This window comes from Streptomyces sp. (assembly GCF_036524955.1).
Classification (GTDB): domain Bacteria; phylum Actinomycetota; class Actinomycetes; order Streptomycetales; family Streptomycetaceae; genus Actinacidiphila.
In genome coordinates, this window is record NZ_DATDBG010000162.1 from 1 (window position 1) to 13,834 (window position 13,834).

Consider the following 13,834-nt stretch of genomic DNA (forward strand, 5'->3'; position numbering starts at 1 on the left):
GCCGAGCCGGCACCCGAGCCGGGACCAGGGACGGAACCGACATCCGGGACCGGGCCCGGGACTGAGCGGCCCGACAGCCGCCGCTTCGCGGCCGTCGACGGTCTGCGCGGCCTGGCCGTCCTGGCGGTCCTGCTGTACGACACCGGCTGGTTCTCGGGGGCGCGCCTGGGGATCGACGTCCTGCTGGTGCTGTCCGGCTTCCTGGTCACACTGACGCTGATCCGCAGGGTGGACGCGACCCGCCGGACGGGCGCCGGAGCGTTCCTGGCCCGGCGCTTCAAACGGCTTTTCCCCGCCCTGCTGGTGGTTCTCGCGGTGACTCTCGCACTGTGCTGCGGCCTCGGCTCCCTCCCGATGGCCCGCAACCTGTCCTGGCAGATCCCTGCCGTGCTGTTCCAGTACACCGACTGGGCGCAGTCGGCCCACCACCAGACTCCCTGGGCCGCCCCGGTCATGACCGCTCCCCTCGCCGCCCTGTGGCCGCTGAGCGTCACGGCTTGGTTCTGTCTCGTCTGGCCGCTGCTGTTGGGCCTGCTCTGCTTTCTCCTGCGACGCCGGATCGCCGTTGTCGCCACGGCCGTCGTCCTGCTCCTCGTCGGCTCCGCCGCCGCTCCGCTGCTGTACCCCGGTGGGTTCGCCGACGCCGTCGTCCGGGTCCGCGCCGTCCCGCTCCTCGCGGGCTCCGCCGTCGCGTGTGCCGTGCACCTCGCCCATCGTGCGGCCGCGCACGGTACCCGGCGCCGTAACAGCCGGCGCTCCGGCCCGGCGGCCGTGCTGCTGCCGGCGACCGGCTTCGCGGCCCTGGCCGTCCTGGTCGCGGTGGGGGTCCTGGCAGGCGGCCGTCCGGCGCCCTGGCCTTACCCGGGGGCGGGGGCCGCCGCCACCGCGGTGGCGGTCTGCGCCGCGCTGCTCACCGCCGTGCTGTGCACCGAACGCGGTCCGCTGGCGCGGCTGCTGTCGGCGAGCCTGCTGACGGAACTGGGGCGGATGTCGTACAGCGTCTACCTGCTGCACCTTCCCGTCTACTGGCTGCTGCGCCGAGGGCAGCCGGGCATCACCGGCTACGCCCTGCTGCTGGTCGGCGGCGCGGTGACGTGGTTCCTCGCCCTGTTTCTGCACTACCTGCTCACCGAGCGCCTGAGCGCCCGCCCCTGGCGGGCAGCGCGTGCCCTCCCGCTGACCGTCCTGGCCTGCACGGCCGTCACAGCGGGTGCGTACTTCCTGCCGGTTCTCGCCCAGGGCGGCGGCCGGTGATCCGGCCGTAGGCGGTCCCCCAGCACGGCGGCTCCGCGCCCCCTCCACCGACCGGGCCCGTCCCGGCCCGGGAGCGCCGCCCGGCGGGTCGGTAAGGGCACCCTGCTTCGCTGAATGTGCTGTCCGCCGGGTACACGCAAACGGCAACAAATTCGCGAGAAACGGCACTGGAGCCATGCTTTTACAGTACGAGAGCGGACTCGGCAACTCGGACCGGCCCCCGAGCTGTGCCGCTTTCAACGCCGCGCACTGCAGCATTGCCCCGGCGAAGGCTCGAATTTGGCGAATTCAGGCAAAAAGTAGATAGTTGCGACATTGATGCAAAGGTGCCGGGCGACATGCCCGACGTGACGTCGCGGCCTATGCCGGTGGTAACATCATCAAACCTGCGACCATGATCCACTTGGATCAAGTGCTGTTCTGAGAGGCTGACTCTCAAAACCTCGGCGGTGCAGTCGCCTCCGGCGGTTGAACTGCGGGTTATCGCACGGTGCATCTATCGACGGCTGTAGAAACGAAGCCGGGAAAGAGTTCCATGACTAGCACTCGTGATGCGATTATCTGGTGCATGGTCGCCGTGATCGCGATTGGCACCCTTGTCGTCGTGATCGCTTTGCGGCGCAGCAAGAGGATCATAGCGGCCAAGTCCGCGGAGTTGACGCAACTCCAGAGCCGGGCAGCCCACGCGGAAGCCGAAGCCCGGAAGATCGGTGCGGAGAACTCCCGGTTCCTGGCCGAGCAGGATCAGGCGATCCGGGACGCCGTGGAGGCCGCTGAGGAAAGCACCAGGACCGTTCTGAAATCGTCCGCAAGGACCCTGCAGGGGCTTGCCGCCGAGCAGCAGGTGGTCATCGACAGGATTTCCCTCAAATACGGCGGCCACGAGGTTCTCAACGAACTGCTCCAGGTGAACCACAGCAATGCGCAGCTCTCTCGGCGTGCGCAGGCGATCTCGGTGATCTGCGGTGGCATCCTCGGGCGCCGCCGGGATCCGGCGAGCGTTTATGACGTGGTGCGCAGCGCCCAGGGGCAGATCGTCGGTTTCAATCGCGTGGATATTCTTTCGCAGGGCTCGTTCTCGATCAAGGCTCCCGCTGTTTCTGCGGTTTCACTGGCAGTTGCGGAGCTTTTGGACAACGCGGCCAGCTCCTCCAATCCGAATACCTCGATCGAGGTGACCTTCCGGACGACGCCCAACGGCCTGTGCATTGTCATCGATGATGCGGGTGTCGGCATGAGCGAGGAGGACAAGCAGAAGGCATCGGCTCTTCTCTCCGGCCAGTTCGTCCCCAGCATGGCGCAACTGGGAAATCCGCCGAAGTTCGGTTTCCCCGTCATCGCGAAGCTGTCCCGCGACCACGGGTTCCACGTCGACGTGACGGGGACGTCGCGGTACGGCGGGGTTCGTGCGGTGGTGCTGCTGCCCCAGGATCTGTGGACGGAGGAGGACATGGAGCGGAGGACGAGTCCCCAGTTCAGTGCCGTTCCCAGCCCCGGCGCCGACGCGTCCGAAACCGTGGAGCGCACGGTGGGCGGGCTCCCCAGACGAGGGGCCCGGCAGGTACCCGTCGCGAGGGTTCGCGACGAGGTCCGTCCGGTGAACCCGGTCGGCGCTTCCCAGGACGGCAGTCAGGCCGCAGGCCGGCGCATGGGCGCCTTCCAGCGAGGCACGCTGTCGGGCCGCGAGTCCCTGCCCGGGCCCGACGAGGGGTCTGAGCGGCGATGAGCGCACGGGACTTCTCATGGATGCTTGAGGACATCGTCAACAACGTGCCCAGCGCCCGGCACGCTGTGCTGCTGTCGGCTGACGGACTCCCACGGGGAGCGACGGCGGGGATGACCGCGGAGGGGGTGAACACGATCTCCGCTGCCATGGCGGGCATGCAGTCCCTGAGCCGCGCCACCGCGCCTTTTGCCGGGCAGGGTCAGGATCGCCAGTGGAAGCAGACGGTCATCGAGTTCTCCCACGGCTGGATCTTTCTCGTCGCCGCCGGCCAAGGGGCCTATCTCGCTGCGGCGGCGGCTCCTGACGTCGACATGCAGCAGATCACGTTCCGGATGCAGCAACTGGTGGGGCGGCTGGGCAGGGAGCTCACCTCCCCTCCGCGGACGGTGGCCGAGGAGCAACCACGCCGCTGGAGGTCGCCTTCTCCGGAGGACTCCGGGCAGCAGCGGTCGAGCATTCCCGGCCTCGACGAGGTGGTCTCCCAGGTGCCTGGCGCGCGTCACGCGGTCCTGCTCGCAGCCGACGGGCTGCCCCGGGGTGCCACCAGGGGTATGGATCCCGACCTGGCCGACACGATCGCCGCCGCGATGACCGGCATGCAGTCCTTGAGCCGCGCCACCGCGCCCTTCGCCGGGGCGGACCCGGACCGGCAGTGGCTGCAGACGGTCGTCGAGTTCTCCCACGGCTGGATCTTCCTGATCGCGGCCGGCCACGGTGCCTGTCTGGCAGCCGCAGCGGCCCATGACACCGATATCGAGGACATCACCACTCGGATGCATCGGCTCGTGCCCGAACTCGGCCAGTACCTCTCGGCCCCCGCGCGCGAGACGGCGGACCAGACGTGATGGACGAACCGGGCCAGGATCCGGATCTGGACCTGGATCTGACGACGGAACTGGTCCGCGCCTACGTCATCACCAACGGCCGCGGCCTTCCTTCTGACAACGTGTTTTCGCGTATGACGCTGGTGACGGCCACCGAGCAGGCGTCCGGCAGCAGAATCCTCACGCCCGAGGCGCGCAAGGTCGTGGAGTTGCTGGCGGGCCGCGTTCGGCCGGTGGTCGAGGTGGCTGCGCGCACCCGTCTGCCCCTGGGAGTGGTGAGGATCCTGCTGACGGAATTGGAAGACGCCGGCCTGATCTCGGCACGGCCGCCGGTGCCGCGCGCGGAGAAGATCGACCGGGAACTCCTCACCGACGTACTCAATGGCCTCAAAGCACGGTTCGGAGCCTGATCACGTGTCTACAGATACAGCAGTGCGCACTCCGGTGAAGGTGCTTGTCGTCGGGCATTTCGGCGTGGGGAAGACCACGTGCATCGGGAGCCTCTCCGAGATCGAGCCGTTGCGTACCGAAGAACTCATCACCGAGGCCAGTACGGGATTTGACGACCTGTCGAATACGCCGCACAAGACCACGACCACGGTCGCCATGGACTTCGGCCGCCTCACCCTCGGCGACGACCTGACGCTCTACATGTTCGGCACCCCGGGCCAGGAGCGGTTCAAGGAGCTGTGGGAAGACCTGTCGCGCGGCGCGCTGGGCGCGCTGGTGCTGGTCGACCCGCAGCGCCTGGCGGAGTCGTTCCCCGTCCTGGACCTCGTGGAGCGGTTCGGCCTGACCTACGCGATCGGAGTGAACTACTTCGACGGCACGACGCCCTACCCTCTCGACGAAGTCCGCGACGCCCTGAACCTCCCGGAGGGCACCCCCGTCGTCCCCTGCGACGTGCGCAGCGAGAAGTCCGCGGCTCGGGCGCTCATCACCCTCGTGAACCACCTTCTGTCTCGTCTTGGCTAGGAGCCACGCTCATGCAGCAGCACACCGGTACCCAAAGCCCCCCACCCGGCTGCCCTGCCCACGGGAACCTGTCCCTGTACGGAACCCAGTTCGGCTCCGACCCGGACGGCCACTACGACTACCTGCGTAAGCTCGGGCCGAGCGCGCCGGTGGACATCGCGCCCGGCGTCGAGGTCGAACTGGTCACCAGCTACGACGCAGCCCTCTACATCCTGCAGAACGACGCCACTTTCGTCCGGGACTCCCGGCGGTGGCGGGCCTTGAACGAGGGGCGCGTCCCCGCTGACAGCCCCGCTCTGCCCATGATGGCCTACCGCCCCAACGCGCTCTTCTCGGACGGGGCCGCTCACGCACGGCTCCGCCAGGCAGTCACCGACAGCCTGGTCAAGGTGAACGAGCACCGGCTCGCACGCCAGGTGCAGCAGGTGGCCGACTACCTGATCGACCAGTTCAGCCGTCAGCGCCTGGGCCAGGCCGATGTGGTCGCCGACTACGCCACGCAGCTCCCGCTGCTGGTCTTCAGCGACCTCTTCGGCTGCCCGGCAGCGATCGGCGACCGCATCATCGTCGGCATCAGCGGAATCTTCGAGGGCTCGCCTGGCGCCAACGAGATCCTCGGCCAGGCGCTGGGAGAACTGATCGCGCTCAAGCGCCGCCACCCCGGCGACGACATCACCTCGCGGCTGATGGAGCACTCGGCGAACCTGACCGACGAGGAGATGGCCAACCAACTGGTGACGCTGCTGTCCGGCGGCACGGCGCCGCTGGCCGCGGCCATCAGCACAGGCACCGCCCTCATGCTCGGCGACGACAAGTACGCGCAGACGCAGACCTCGGCCGGCCTTCCCGTCGAGGACGCCGTCAACGAGGTCCTCTGGAAGTACGCGCCGATCGCGAACTACGCCGGCCACTACCCGGTCCAGGACGTGGAGCTCGCCGGCCGCATGCTGAAGGCCAATGATCCGGTCCTGATCAGCTTCGCGGCCGCCAACACCGACCCGCTCATGTCGGAACACCGCCAGCGGCTCAGCGGACGAGCGCACCTGGCCTTCGGAGCGGGCAAGCACGTGTGCCCCGCGAAGGACCCCGCACTGGTGATCGCCGTCACCGCCATCGAAACCCTGCTGAGCCGGCTGCCCGACGTCGAACTTCGCACGCCGTTCGCCGACCTGAGCTGGACACCCGCGCCCTGGAGCCGCTCTCTGGCCTCCCTGCCCATCCGCTTCACCCCCCGTAGCATGCAGGCACCCAGCCCCGCCGCACGGACGCACAACGCGCCTTCACCCGTGCCGGCACCCGCACTCAAGCAGGCGGCGGCCCCGCAGCCGGCGAAGAGCACGCTGTGGAGCCGGTTCCTGGCATGGTCCAAGGGAGAGTGACCCAGGCAACACGCATTACGTGGCTGGCGTCTTGTATGAAGATCCAGCCGCAGGGGTAGGGATCGGCGGCCTCACTGTCCGGACCCCTCTGAAGGAGCCATCGTGGCGCCTGCGACAACTGCGACAACTCCGTCCACCGACCACCGTTCCGCGGTCGGGCTCTTCTCCCGTCTTCGTACGGCCAAGGGCCAGGCCGACCCCTTTCCGATCTACTCGGAACTCCGGTCGATGGGTGGAGTCGTCGCAGCCCCCTGGGGAGGACACGTCGTCACCTCCTTCGACCTGTGCGACCAGGTTCTCCGCAGCCGTGACTGGCTCGAACCCGACGCGAGCTGGCGGGACCGACAGGGCACCGGCACCCGGTGGACCGCCCCCTCCGCACGCGAGATGAGCCGGACGCTGCCCGCGCTCAACCCTCCGGACCACACCCTGGTCAGGCGCTCGGCGGGGAGCATGTTCGACCGGGCTTCGCTCGGGAGGTTCCGCGAGACGGTCACCGGGATCACCCGCCGGCTCCTCGACGGTCTCGGTGAACAGCTGCGCCACGGTGAGGCCGATCTGAGCGCTCTGGTCAGCGATGAACTGCCGGTGGCCACCATCGGAGAGTGGCTCCAGCTACCCGCGGAGGACTATCCGCTCCTGCGCGAGCTGACCCACGACCAGGTCTTCGCCCAGGAACTCCTGCCTTCTGCGAGCCAGTTGGCGAAGTCCGACGCGTCGACCGCGCAGCTCCGGGCGTACTTCGTCGGTCTGGTCCGCGAGCGGCGCAAGAACCCCGGCCCCGACCCCGTCTCCCGGTGGATCGCCACGTGGGACGAAATCGAGGACATTCCCGAAGTCGCCGATGAGGCTGTGTACTTCCTCGCGCTGTTCGTCCTTCTGGCCGCCCTGGAGACGACCTCCACGCTTCTGTCCACCACTGCCCTGCTCCTGCTGGAGCGCCCCGACCAGTGGTCCTGGCTGGCCTCGCACCCCGCGTACGTGCCGGCTGCCGTCGAAGAGGCGCTGCGCTACGATCCGCCCACCCACGTCATCAGCCGCATCGCCCGGGCCGACTGCACGCTGGGCGGCGTTCCGGTGAAGGCCGACGAGATGGTCCACCTGATGGTGGGTGCCGCCAACCGGGATCCGGCCAGACACCAGGACGCCGAACTGTTCGACCTGCACCGCAAGGCCGCGCACCTGAGTTTCAGCGGCGGCATCCACTACTGCCTCGGCGCGCCCCTGGCACGGCTGGAGGCGCAGACCCTCTTGCACGAGTTGCTCCGCCGCTTCCCCCGGCTGACGCTCGCCCGTACGCCTCAGTGGGAGCCCCGAGTCGCCTTCCGACGCCTTACCGCATTACACGTAGCCCTCGACTGAGAGAAGCATGAACACCTACCTCACCGGCCCCGTATTCAAGGGGCTGCGCGTACACCAGAGCGGGCCCGTCCTCAGCGTCGAACTGCACGCGCCGGAGACCGGGAACGCGCTGACCGCGGCGATGCTCGATGAGCTCCTCGCCGTCCTCAGCGGACTGCCCGACCGGCCCGACATACGCATACTCGTGCTCAGCGGAGCCGGCGACGACTTCTGCGTGGGGGCCGACCGCGAGGAGTACGGGGCGGCCCTTCGCACCGACCCCGGCGGAGGACTTCTGCGCCGTATCGGTGACAAGGCCCAGCGCGTCTGCGAAGTCCTTGAGTCTGCCGGCGTGGTCACCGTGGCCCGGCTGCACGGCAAGGTCATCGGAGCAGGCCTCGCCCTCGCCGCTTTCTGCGACCTGCGCGTCGGAGCCGATACCTGCCGGTTCCGCATGCCAGAGGTGGGCCTCGGGGTTCCCCCCGCCTGGGGAGGCGCACTCGGCCGGCTCGTCTCCGAAGCCGGGGCCTCCCGCATCCGGCGGTACATGCTCACCTGCGAGGGATTCGGCGCCGCGCAGGCTCTCGACATGGCGATCCTGCACAAAGTCGCCGCCCCGCACGAACTCGACGCGGCGATCGAATCCTGGGTACGGCCGCTCACCCGACGCTCGCCCGAGGCCCTCACCCTCACCAAGCGCATGCTCACCGTCCAGTCCAGAGCCAACCGCCCGGCAGACAGCGGACTTCTCGACGCCCACCTCCTCGTCTCCCAGCTGGCGCCCCTCCCCTCTGATCCCTTCACAGCCTGACCTCGGGCCTCCGGGGCCGGAAGCCGTTCCCACGGCCGGCGGAGCAAGACGGGTGGCAAGGAATCGGGCAGCAGCGAGGATGTCCGGTGCCGCGGGCGCGTGAAGGGGCGCAGGGCTGTTGGGGCGGGCGGCTCGGTTGTCTGCGGAGCGTCGGCGGGCGTCCGGCGACGCCCTGTCGTGGCGCATCGTGCGGGCACAGCTCGCCGGGCCTGACCTCCTTGCTGCTCCGCCCTTCGGCGCGAACAGCGACTCAGCCCCAGCAGCTCCGTCCATCGGTCCTGCTCAGGATGCGCTTCAGCCAAAAGTGTCCAGACTGATACCTGTGGAAAGGAGCGGCGAGCAGGAACTCGGCCCCCGGAGGGCACCCGCGCGACACACGGTCTCTGTGAGAGAGCCCGTGGGACTCCTCGGCGCATTGCCCACCGTTCCGCGCGCTCCTGCTCGCGGGGTCGTGTGGATCGCCGAGGTCGCAGGCCAGGAGCCAGGAGACCCGCCATGCGTCCGGGCACCACCGCTGGCGGACATGACCCGAGGAACTCCAGCGTGAGAAGGCAGAGTGATGAGCGAACCGAACAAGACCGGGCTGGCAGCCGCCGTCCTCGGCGGCTATGTCCTGGGCCGCAACAAGAAGGGGCGGATGGCCCTCACCGCGACAGCGCTCCTGCTGGGCAGGGCTCTGAACCCACGGGAGGTCGTAGCCGGCGGCATCCGCAAGATCGGCGGTGTGCCGGGAGGCGGAGAAGGAGGCGAGCAAGCCCAGATTGACATCGCGCAGGCGGGTCGTGCGGCTGTGTCGGCCATCGTAAACCGTCGCGTGACGGCTCTCACCGACGCCCTGCACGAGCGAACACTCGGTCTGAGCGGGGAGACGGACAAGGACGCCGCTGAGGACACGGACGGCGAGCCGGAGGAAGGCCGCGAAGAGGAAGGCGGAGACGAAGGAGAAGAACGAGAACGAGACGAACGAGAGAAAGAAGAGGCAGAAGAGGAAGAAGACGAAGCCGCGGAGGACAGGTCCGACACGCCGCGTCCGCAGCGCGCACGCACGCGGGATTCCGACACGGGAGAGGCAAAGTCTGCAGCAGGACAGAACACTCCCGGAAGAAAACCGGCGACCAGGAAGGGATCCGAGAAAAAATCCCCGCCCGACAGGAAAACCTCCGCAAGGAGAAGTACATCCACCAAGAAGCCGGTCTCACGAATGCAGCACGAGAGGTGACGTGCGATGGCAACGGACCAGAAGAGTGCGGCAGACCAGACGCCGTTGGAACTTCTCAGGCAAGAACTCCGCCAGTATGTCGGCGCCCAGGTGAAGCATCTGGCAAAGAAGACCGGAGACAAGCTGGCGGACTCGACAGGGCGCATCACCGACACCGCTGAAGGCAGCGGTATCCTGCCCAAGATCGGCTCTCGTGTTCTCCATGGAGAGTCTCCGACCAAGGCCGTCGTCGGCGAAAAGTTGGAAGAGGTCAAAAGCGGGGTCGCAGGCAAGGTCAAGGAAGCGGTATCGGGTGGGGAATCGGGCGGAGGTGATCAGTCCAGCGACACCAAGGCGACGACCATCATCGAGATGATCGATGTGGGGGTACCGCTGCGTACCGCCTACGACCACTGGACGGAGTACGAGAACTTCAGCCGCTTCACCAAAGGTGTACAGGACGCCGCACGCGGTGACGAGGCGACCAGCGAGTGGACCGTAAAGGTGGGACCGTCGACCCGTAAATGGAAAGCAACCGTCCAGGAACAGGTACCGGACGACCGCATCGTTTGGACTTCGGAAGGATCTCAGGGCACCACGCAAGGAGCCGTCAGTTTCCACGACATCACTCCCACGCTCACCCGAATCGTTCTGGTCATGACGTACTACCCGTCCGGGGTAGCAGAGAAGACGGGAAACATCTGGCGCGCACAGGGCCGGCGGGTTCGTCTGGACTTCAAAAACTTCCAGCAGTACGTGACATTCGCCGAGGAAGAGGCCGAGGGATGGCGCGGCGAAATCCGCAGCGGTAAGGTCGTCCGCACTCACGAGGAGGTCATCGCAGAAGAAGAAGAGGAAGAAGAAGAGGAAGGCGCTGCCCCGGACGACGAAGAAGAAGACGAAGAGGAGGATGAGGAAGAAGAAGAGGAAGAAGGCGAAGAAGAAGAGGAACAGTAGGCGTCAGAACCGTCCTGGTGGGATCGGTGACGTGGTCGCCAGCACATAGCGCACTCGGACGTCACGGTAGTCGGCGTTGGACTCGACCCGGCCGGGCAGGTTGATCCGGTCACTGGACGAGACCGACTCCCTTCCGGGCGAGCCGGTAAAATGGACTTCGGTGTCCTGCGTCTCGCCGAACCGGAGCCGATCGGCGTTCACCGTGGCGGTGAACGCGATGTCCGCCGAGTCAAGGTCGGGAGGCGCGGACGACGCCGGAGTTCATGGCGGATGTTTCCGCTGCCCACCCCGCCTACGCGGCTGCCTCGGTTCCTGCCGGAAGCCCGGCGACTCCGCCCTTCCCCTCATGAGTGCCGAACGGCGGCGCGACGCGGTCGTGGCTCGGGAGCGTGGTTCCCCACCAGTCGTCTTGGCCTTGGCCTTCTTGGCTTCTTTCTTCCCCGTACCACGTGCGGCGCCGGCGGTCTTACGAGTCCGCTTCCCTGTGCTTCCTTCGACGGCACCCGCCGCGCCTTCATTCTCGCTTTCCACCACCTGCTCGGCTCCCTCGACGGCGCCCGTGGCGCCTTCTCCGACACCTTCGACGGCTCGCCCCGCGCTGCCGGAGACGTCCTCCTCAGCCGCCCCCGCCCCCGCACCGATATCTTCGGCAGCCCGGCCGGCCCCCTCGCCGACCTCCTCCACAGCACTACTCGCACCGTGACCGAGTTCGCCTACGGCCTCCCGTGTGCCGCTTCCGATGTCACGAACCGCAGAACCGAGGGACGAGGTGACGTGCTCGAGGATCTGCGGATTCCGGTCGATCGTCGCCAGTACTCGACTGACGACTTCAACCACGTTGTCGAGGCGGACCTTGAGCAGTGCCTGAGCCTCAACGCCCGTGATGTCGAGTTTCACCCGGCCCAACTCCACGTTCACCCCGACGTTGAGCCTCAGCAGATCGAGCACTTCGGCCTGTAGCGACACCCGGGCCCGCAGGTCCTCGACCTCCAGATCGATCTCGTCGACCTTGAGGACCGGGACATCCAGCAGCACGTCCGGCCCCTCGTACGGTTCGACCAGCGCTCCCTCGGCGATCTCCCCGGGCTCCCCGGGCTCGTCGGCCTCAGCTGTCGCGTGGGGCTCTTCCGGCTCTTCGATGATCTCCGCGTCGTCGTCCATACGACCTCACAAGCGTCGATACGGTCGTACCATTCCGTACTTTCCAGGATAAACCGATCATCGCACCACGCCGGCCGGTGACGCCCGGATCACCCGGCACGGCGATACGGCCGACGGTGAACACCGTGCCGTCGTCCTCGACCAGGTACACCTCGACCCCCACGACGACGCCTCCTCTGGGGGGAACACCGTGGGTGACGGTGCCCATGGTCAGGTGCTGGCCCTCCACCGTCTTCGGCCCGATGCGGTAGCCGTGCGGGATGGCCTGCTCCGGCTTCTTCCCCAGCGCGGGGACCTGGAGAACCGGACCGGGTCGGCACACATCCCGCGTGAGGTGCGAGCTACGGCGGGCGCACCTAAAATTCTGCTTACTGCGGTTCCTCTGCCGCAGCTCGATCCTGCCGTCCATCCCAGCTTGTGTCGCGGACTGAGGCCGCGCGACGCGGGCTGGGGCGTCCGTGCTCCGCGCGGTTCGACCGCCCCCGGACGTTGATTCCGTTCCGTAGACGCTTGAGCCGGTCAAGGCCGACCGAAGCCGAAATCACCCGGACCGGGGCTGTGGCGGCTGCCCCGACCAACGAAGGGCTTCGTCACGGCACCGCACAGCCGAAGGGCCCGTTTGTGAAGCCAGGATGGAGACCCGCCATGCTCCCGAAGCCCCAGCCGACGCCGGTCTGGCCTGCGGTCGCGGTCCACACCCATGACCCGATGACCCGTGACGCGGTTGAGGAGTTCCTGCGCAGTTCCGGACGGATAACCGTGCTGCCCCCCGGCGGGCGTCACACCGCGGGTGTCGCGCTGCTGCTCACCCGCGCGGTCACCGAACAGACCCTTACCTGGATGCGAGAGGTGTCCGCGGCCGCCGAACACCCGGATATGAGGACGGCCCTGGTGGCGGACGGCATCAGCGAGCGGCACCTGTTCCAGGCACTCGGCTACGGGCTGATCGGCTTCCTGCCCCGCCCCACGGCGACCATGCCGAAGATCCGCCAGATGGTGCTGGACGCGGCGGCCGGGCGCGCGATCCTGCCGGGCAGCCTTGTCCGGTCGCTGATCGAGCAGGTCAAGACCGTCCAGCGCAACGTCCTTGAGCCGCACGGGCTCGCACTCGCCGGCTTCGCCGCCCGAGAGATAGCTGTGCTGCGGCTGCTGTCGGAGGGCTACGACACCGCGGAGCTGGCACAGCAGCTCAACTACTCCGAGCGCACCGTCAAGAAGATCCTGGCCGACATGATGAGCCGGCTCAGCCTGCGTAATCGCTCCCACGCGGTGGCCTATGCGCTCCAGACCGGTGCGATCTGACTCCCCCGCGGGGGCGGTGACCGGTTCTCGTTGCGTGGATCGGAACTCGCCTCGTCGAGCCGCGGGCGGTGACAGCGGCTGCCCGCCGTCGCGCGGCGGCGCCGTTCCCCGCCCGTGTGACTCCCTTCAACGGCCCAGGTACAGAGCGTTCCACCGATCCACGGTGTGGCCGTCGGCCCGTCCCCTCTCCCGGGACAGGTCCTCGCCCGGACAGGAGCACCCGCTATGAACGTGACGACGGTGTGTCTGATCTCCGACGACCCGATCACGGAGTCCGGCGCCACCAGGTTCCTGGGGCGCTGGAGGGAGATCAGTATCCTTCCGCAGCAGGAGAGCGGGAACGCCGATGTCATTCTCGCCCTGCTGCTGTCGCTGACCGAGGCGGAACTCGCCCGTGTCCGGCGGGCGGTGGCCGGCTCGCGGAACCCGGCGGCGCGCATTGTCATCGTGGCCGACGAGATCACCGAGTCCCATCTGGCGTACTCCGCCGCCAGGGTGCCGCTCAGAGTGCTGGTCCGCAGTCGCACCACCTTCGCGCAGATCCGCAATGCGGTCATCGACACAGCCGCTCATCGCGCGCTCGTCACGGTGGGGGCTGAACCTCCTCCCCTCCGGGCGGGCGAGGGCGCGCTCCCGCGCATCCCGCCCCCGCGCGGCTGCGAGGGCGTCCTGCGCGAGGTTCTTCCTCCCCCCGCCAACCCTCTGGGCGGCTTCCTGCCCCGCGAGATCGAGGTGCTGCGGTTGCTGGCCCTCGGCCTCAACACCGACGAGATCGCCGCTTCGCTGAACTTCTCACAGCGGACCATCAAGGCGGTCATCCACGACATGCTGGCCCGCCTCGGCCTTCGCAACCGGCAGCATGCCGTGGCCCATGCCCTGCGCATCAACGCCTTGTGAGGGCTGCCG

At 68.0% G+C, this 13,834-nt stretch carries 14 protein-coding genes; 12 read left to right on the top strand and 2 right to left on the bottom strand.

The genetic code is table 11. The annotated features are described in order from the left end of the window. The 10 genes from VIW71_RS13015 to VIW71_RS13060 all read left to right on the top strand — a co-directional run. A partial coding sequence (locus VIW71_RS13015; RefSeq protein WP_331622293.1) for an acyltransferase family protein occupies positions 1-1,254 on the top strand: 1,254 nt, incomplete at its 5' end. Between the two features lie 568 nt (positions 1,255-1,822). Continuing rightward, positions 1,823-2,980: an ATP-binding protein gene (locus VIW71_RS13020; protein WP_331622294.1), complete on the top strand. Its 1,158-nt coding sequence runs from the start codon at positions 1,823-1,825 to the stop codon at positions 2,978-2,980. 20 nt (positions 2,981-3,000) lie between these two features. Next, on the top strand, positions 3,001-3,825 hold the full coding sequence (locus VIW71_RS13025; RefSeq protein WP_414720737.1) for a roadblock/LC7 domain-containing protein: 825 nt from the start codon (positions 3,001-3,003) through the stop codon (positions 3,823-3,825). Then, on the top strand, positions 3,825-4,214 hold the full coding sequence (locus tag VIW71_RS13030) for a DUF742 domain-containing protein (protein ID WP_331622296.1): 390 nt from the start codon (positions 3,825-3,827) through the stop codon (positions 4,212-4,214). The genes VIW71_RS13025 and VIW71_RS13030 overlap by 1 nt, the downstream gene beginning before the upstream one ends. After that, positions 4,186-4,779, top strand: a complete 594-nt coding sequence (locus VIW71_RS13035; protein ID WP_414720736.1) for a GTP-binding protein — start codon at positions 4,186-4,188, stop codon at positions 4,777-4,779. The genes VIW71_RS13030 and VIW71_RS13035 overlap by 29 nt, the downstream gene beginning before the upstream one ends. An 11-nt stretch (positions 4,780-4,790) precedes the next feature. Then, a complete protein-coding gene (locus VIW71_RS13040) occupies positions 4,791-6,158 on the top strand; it encodes a cytochrome P450 (protein WP_331622298.1) in 1,368 nt (455 codons plus the stop codon). Between the two features lie 102 nt (positions 6,159-6,260). After that, positions 6,261-7,520: a cytochrome P450 gene (locus VIW71_RS13045; protein ID WP_331622299.1), complete on the top strand. Its 1,260-nt coding sequence runs from the start codon at positions 6,261-6,263 to the stop codon at positions 7,518-7,520. A 7-nt stretch (positions 7,521-7,527) separates the two neighbouring features. Continuing rightward, the gene (locus VIW71_RS13050) at positions 7,528-8,310 is read left to right on the top strand and encodes an enoyl-CoA hydratase/isomerase family protein (protein WP_331622300.1); all 783 of its coding nucleotides are present in this window, start codon (positions 7,528-7,530) and stop codon (positions 8,308-8,310) included. A 559-nt stretch (positions 8,311-8,869) separates the two neighbouring features. After that, complete coding sequence (locus VIW71_RS13055) at positions 8,870-9,529, top strand: histone protein (protein WP_331622301.1); 660 nt, start codon at positions 8,870-8,872, stop codon at positions 9,527-9,529. Positions 9,530-9,535: 6 nt separating this feature from the next. Further along, positions 9,536-10,465 (top strand): SRPBCC family protein, encoded by a 930-nt coding sequence (locus VIW71_RS13060; RefSeq protein WP_331622302.1) that lies wholly within the window; start codon positions 9,536-9,538, stop codon positions 10,463-10,465. Between the two features lie 3 nt (positions 10,466-10,468). Here the strand turns inward: VIW71_RS13060 and VIW71_RS13065 are convergent, their stop codons facing one another. Further along, positions 10,469-10,666, bottom strand: a complete 198-nt coding sequence (locus VIW71_RS13065) for a hypothetical protein (protein WP_331622303.1) — start codon at positions 10,664-10,666, stop codon at positions 10,469-10,471. Positions 10,667-10,726: 60 nt separating this feature from the next. Then, on the bottom strand, positions 10,727-11,626 hold the full coding sequence (locus VIW71_RS13070; RefSeq protein WP_331622305.1) for a hypothetical protein: 900 nt from the start codon (positions 11,624-11,626) through the stop codon (positions 10,727-10,729). 645 nt (positions 11,627-12,271) lie between these two features. On the opposite strand from VIW71_RS13070, the gene VIW71_RS13075 reads away from it, so the two are divergent. Together VIW71_RS13075 and VIW71_RS13080 are read left to right on the top strand one after the other, a co-directional pair. After that, complete coding sequence (locus tag VIW71_RS13075) at positions 12,272-12,928, top strand: helix-turn-helix transcriptional regulator (RefSeq protein ID WP_331622306.1); 657 nt, start codon at positions 12,272-12,274, stop codon at positions 12,926-12,928. A gap of 225 nt (positions 12,929-13,153) precedes the next feature. Then, the gene (locus tag VIW71_RS13080; protein WP_331622307.1) at positions 13,154-13,825 is read left to right on the top strand and encodes a helix-turn-helix transcriptional regulator; all 672 of its coding nucleotides are present in this window, start codon (positions 13,154-13,156) and stop codon (positions 13,823-13,825) included. The last annotated feature ends 9 nt before the right edge of the window (positions 13,826-13,834 follow it).

Coding starts and splice junctions, on each gene's coding strand:
- VIW71_RS13020 (WP_331622294.1), top strand. CDS start 1,823: ATGGTCGCCGTGATCGCGATTGGCACCCTTGTCGTCGTGATCGCTTTG.
- VIW71_RS13025 (WP_414720737.1), top strand. CDS start 3,001: ATGCTTGAGGACATCGTCAACAACGTGCCCAGCGCCCGGCACGCTGTG.
- VIW71_RS13030 (WP_331622296.1), top strand. CDS start 3,825: ATGGACGAACCGGGCCAGGATCCGGATCTGGACCTGGATCTGACGACG.
- VIW71_RS13035 (WP_414720736.1), top strand. CDS start 4,186: ATGGCCTCAAAGCACGGTTCGGAGCCTGATCACGTGTCTACAGATACA.
- VIW71_RS13040 (WP_331622298.1), top strand. CDS start 4,791: ATGCAGCAGCACACCGGTACCCAAAGCCCCCCACCCGGCTGCCCTGCC.
- VIW71_RS13050 (WP_331622300.1), top strand. CDS start 7,528: ATGAACACCTACCTCACCGGCCCCGTATTCAAGGGGCTGCGCGTACAC.
- VIW71_RS13055 (WP_331622301.1), top strand. CDS start 8,870: ATGAGCGAACCGAACAAGACCGGGCTGGCAGCCGCCGTCCTCGGCGGC.
- VIW71_RS13060 (WP_331622302.1), top strand. CDS start 9,536: ATGGCAACGGACCAGAAGAGTGCGGCAGACCAGACGCCGTTGGAACTT.
- VIW71_RS13070 (WP_331622305.1), bottom strand. CDS start 11,626: ATGGACGACGACGCGGAGATCATCGAAGAGCCGGAAGAGCCCCACGCG.
- VIW71_RS13075 (WP_331622306.1), top strand. CDS start 12,272: ATGCTCCCGAAGCCCCAGCCGACGCCGGTCTGGCCTGCGGTCGCGGTC.
- VIW71_RS13080 (WP_331622307.1), top strand. CDS start 13,154: ATGAACGTGACGACGGTGTGTCTGATCTCCGACGACCCGATCACGGAG.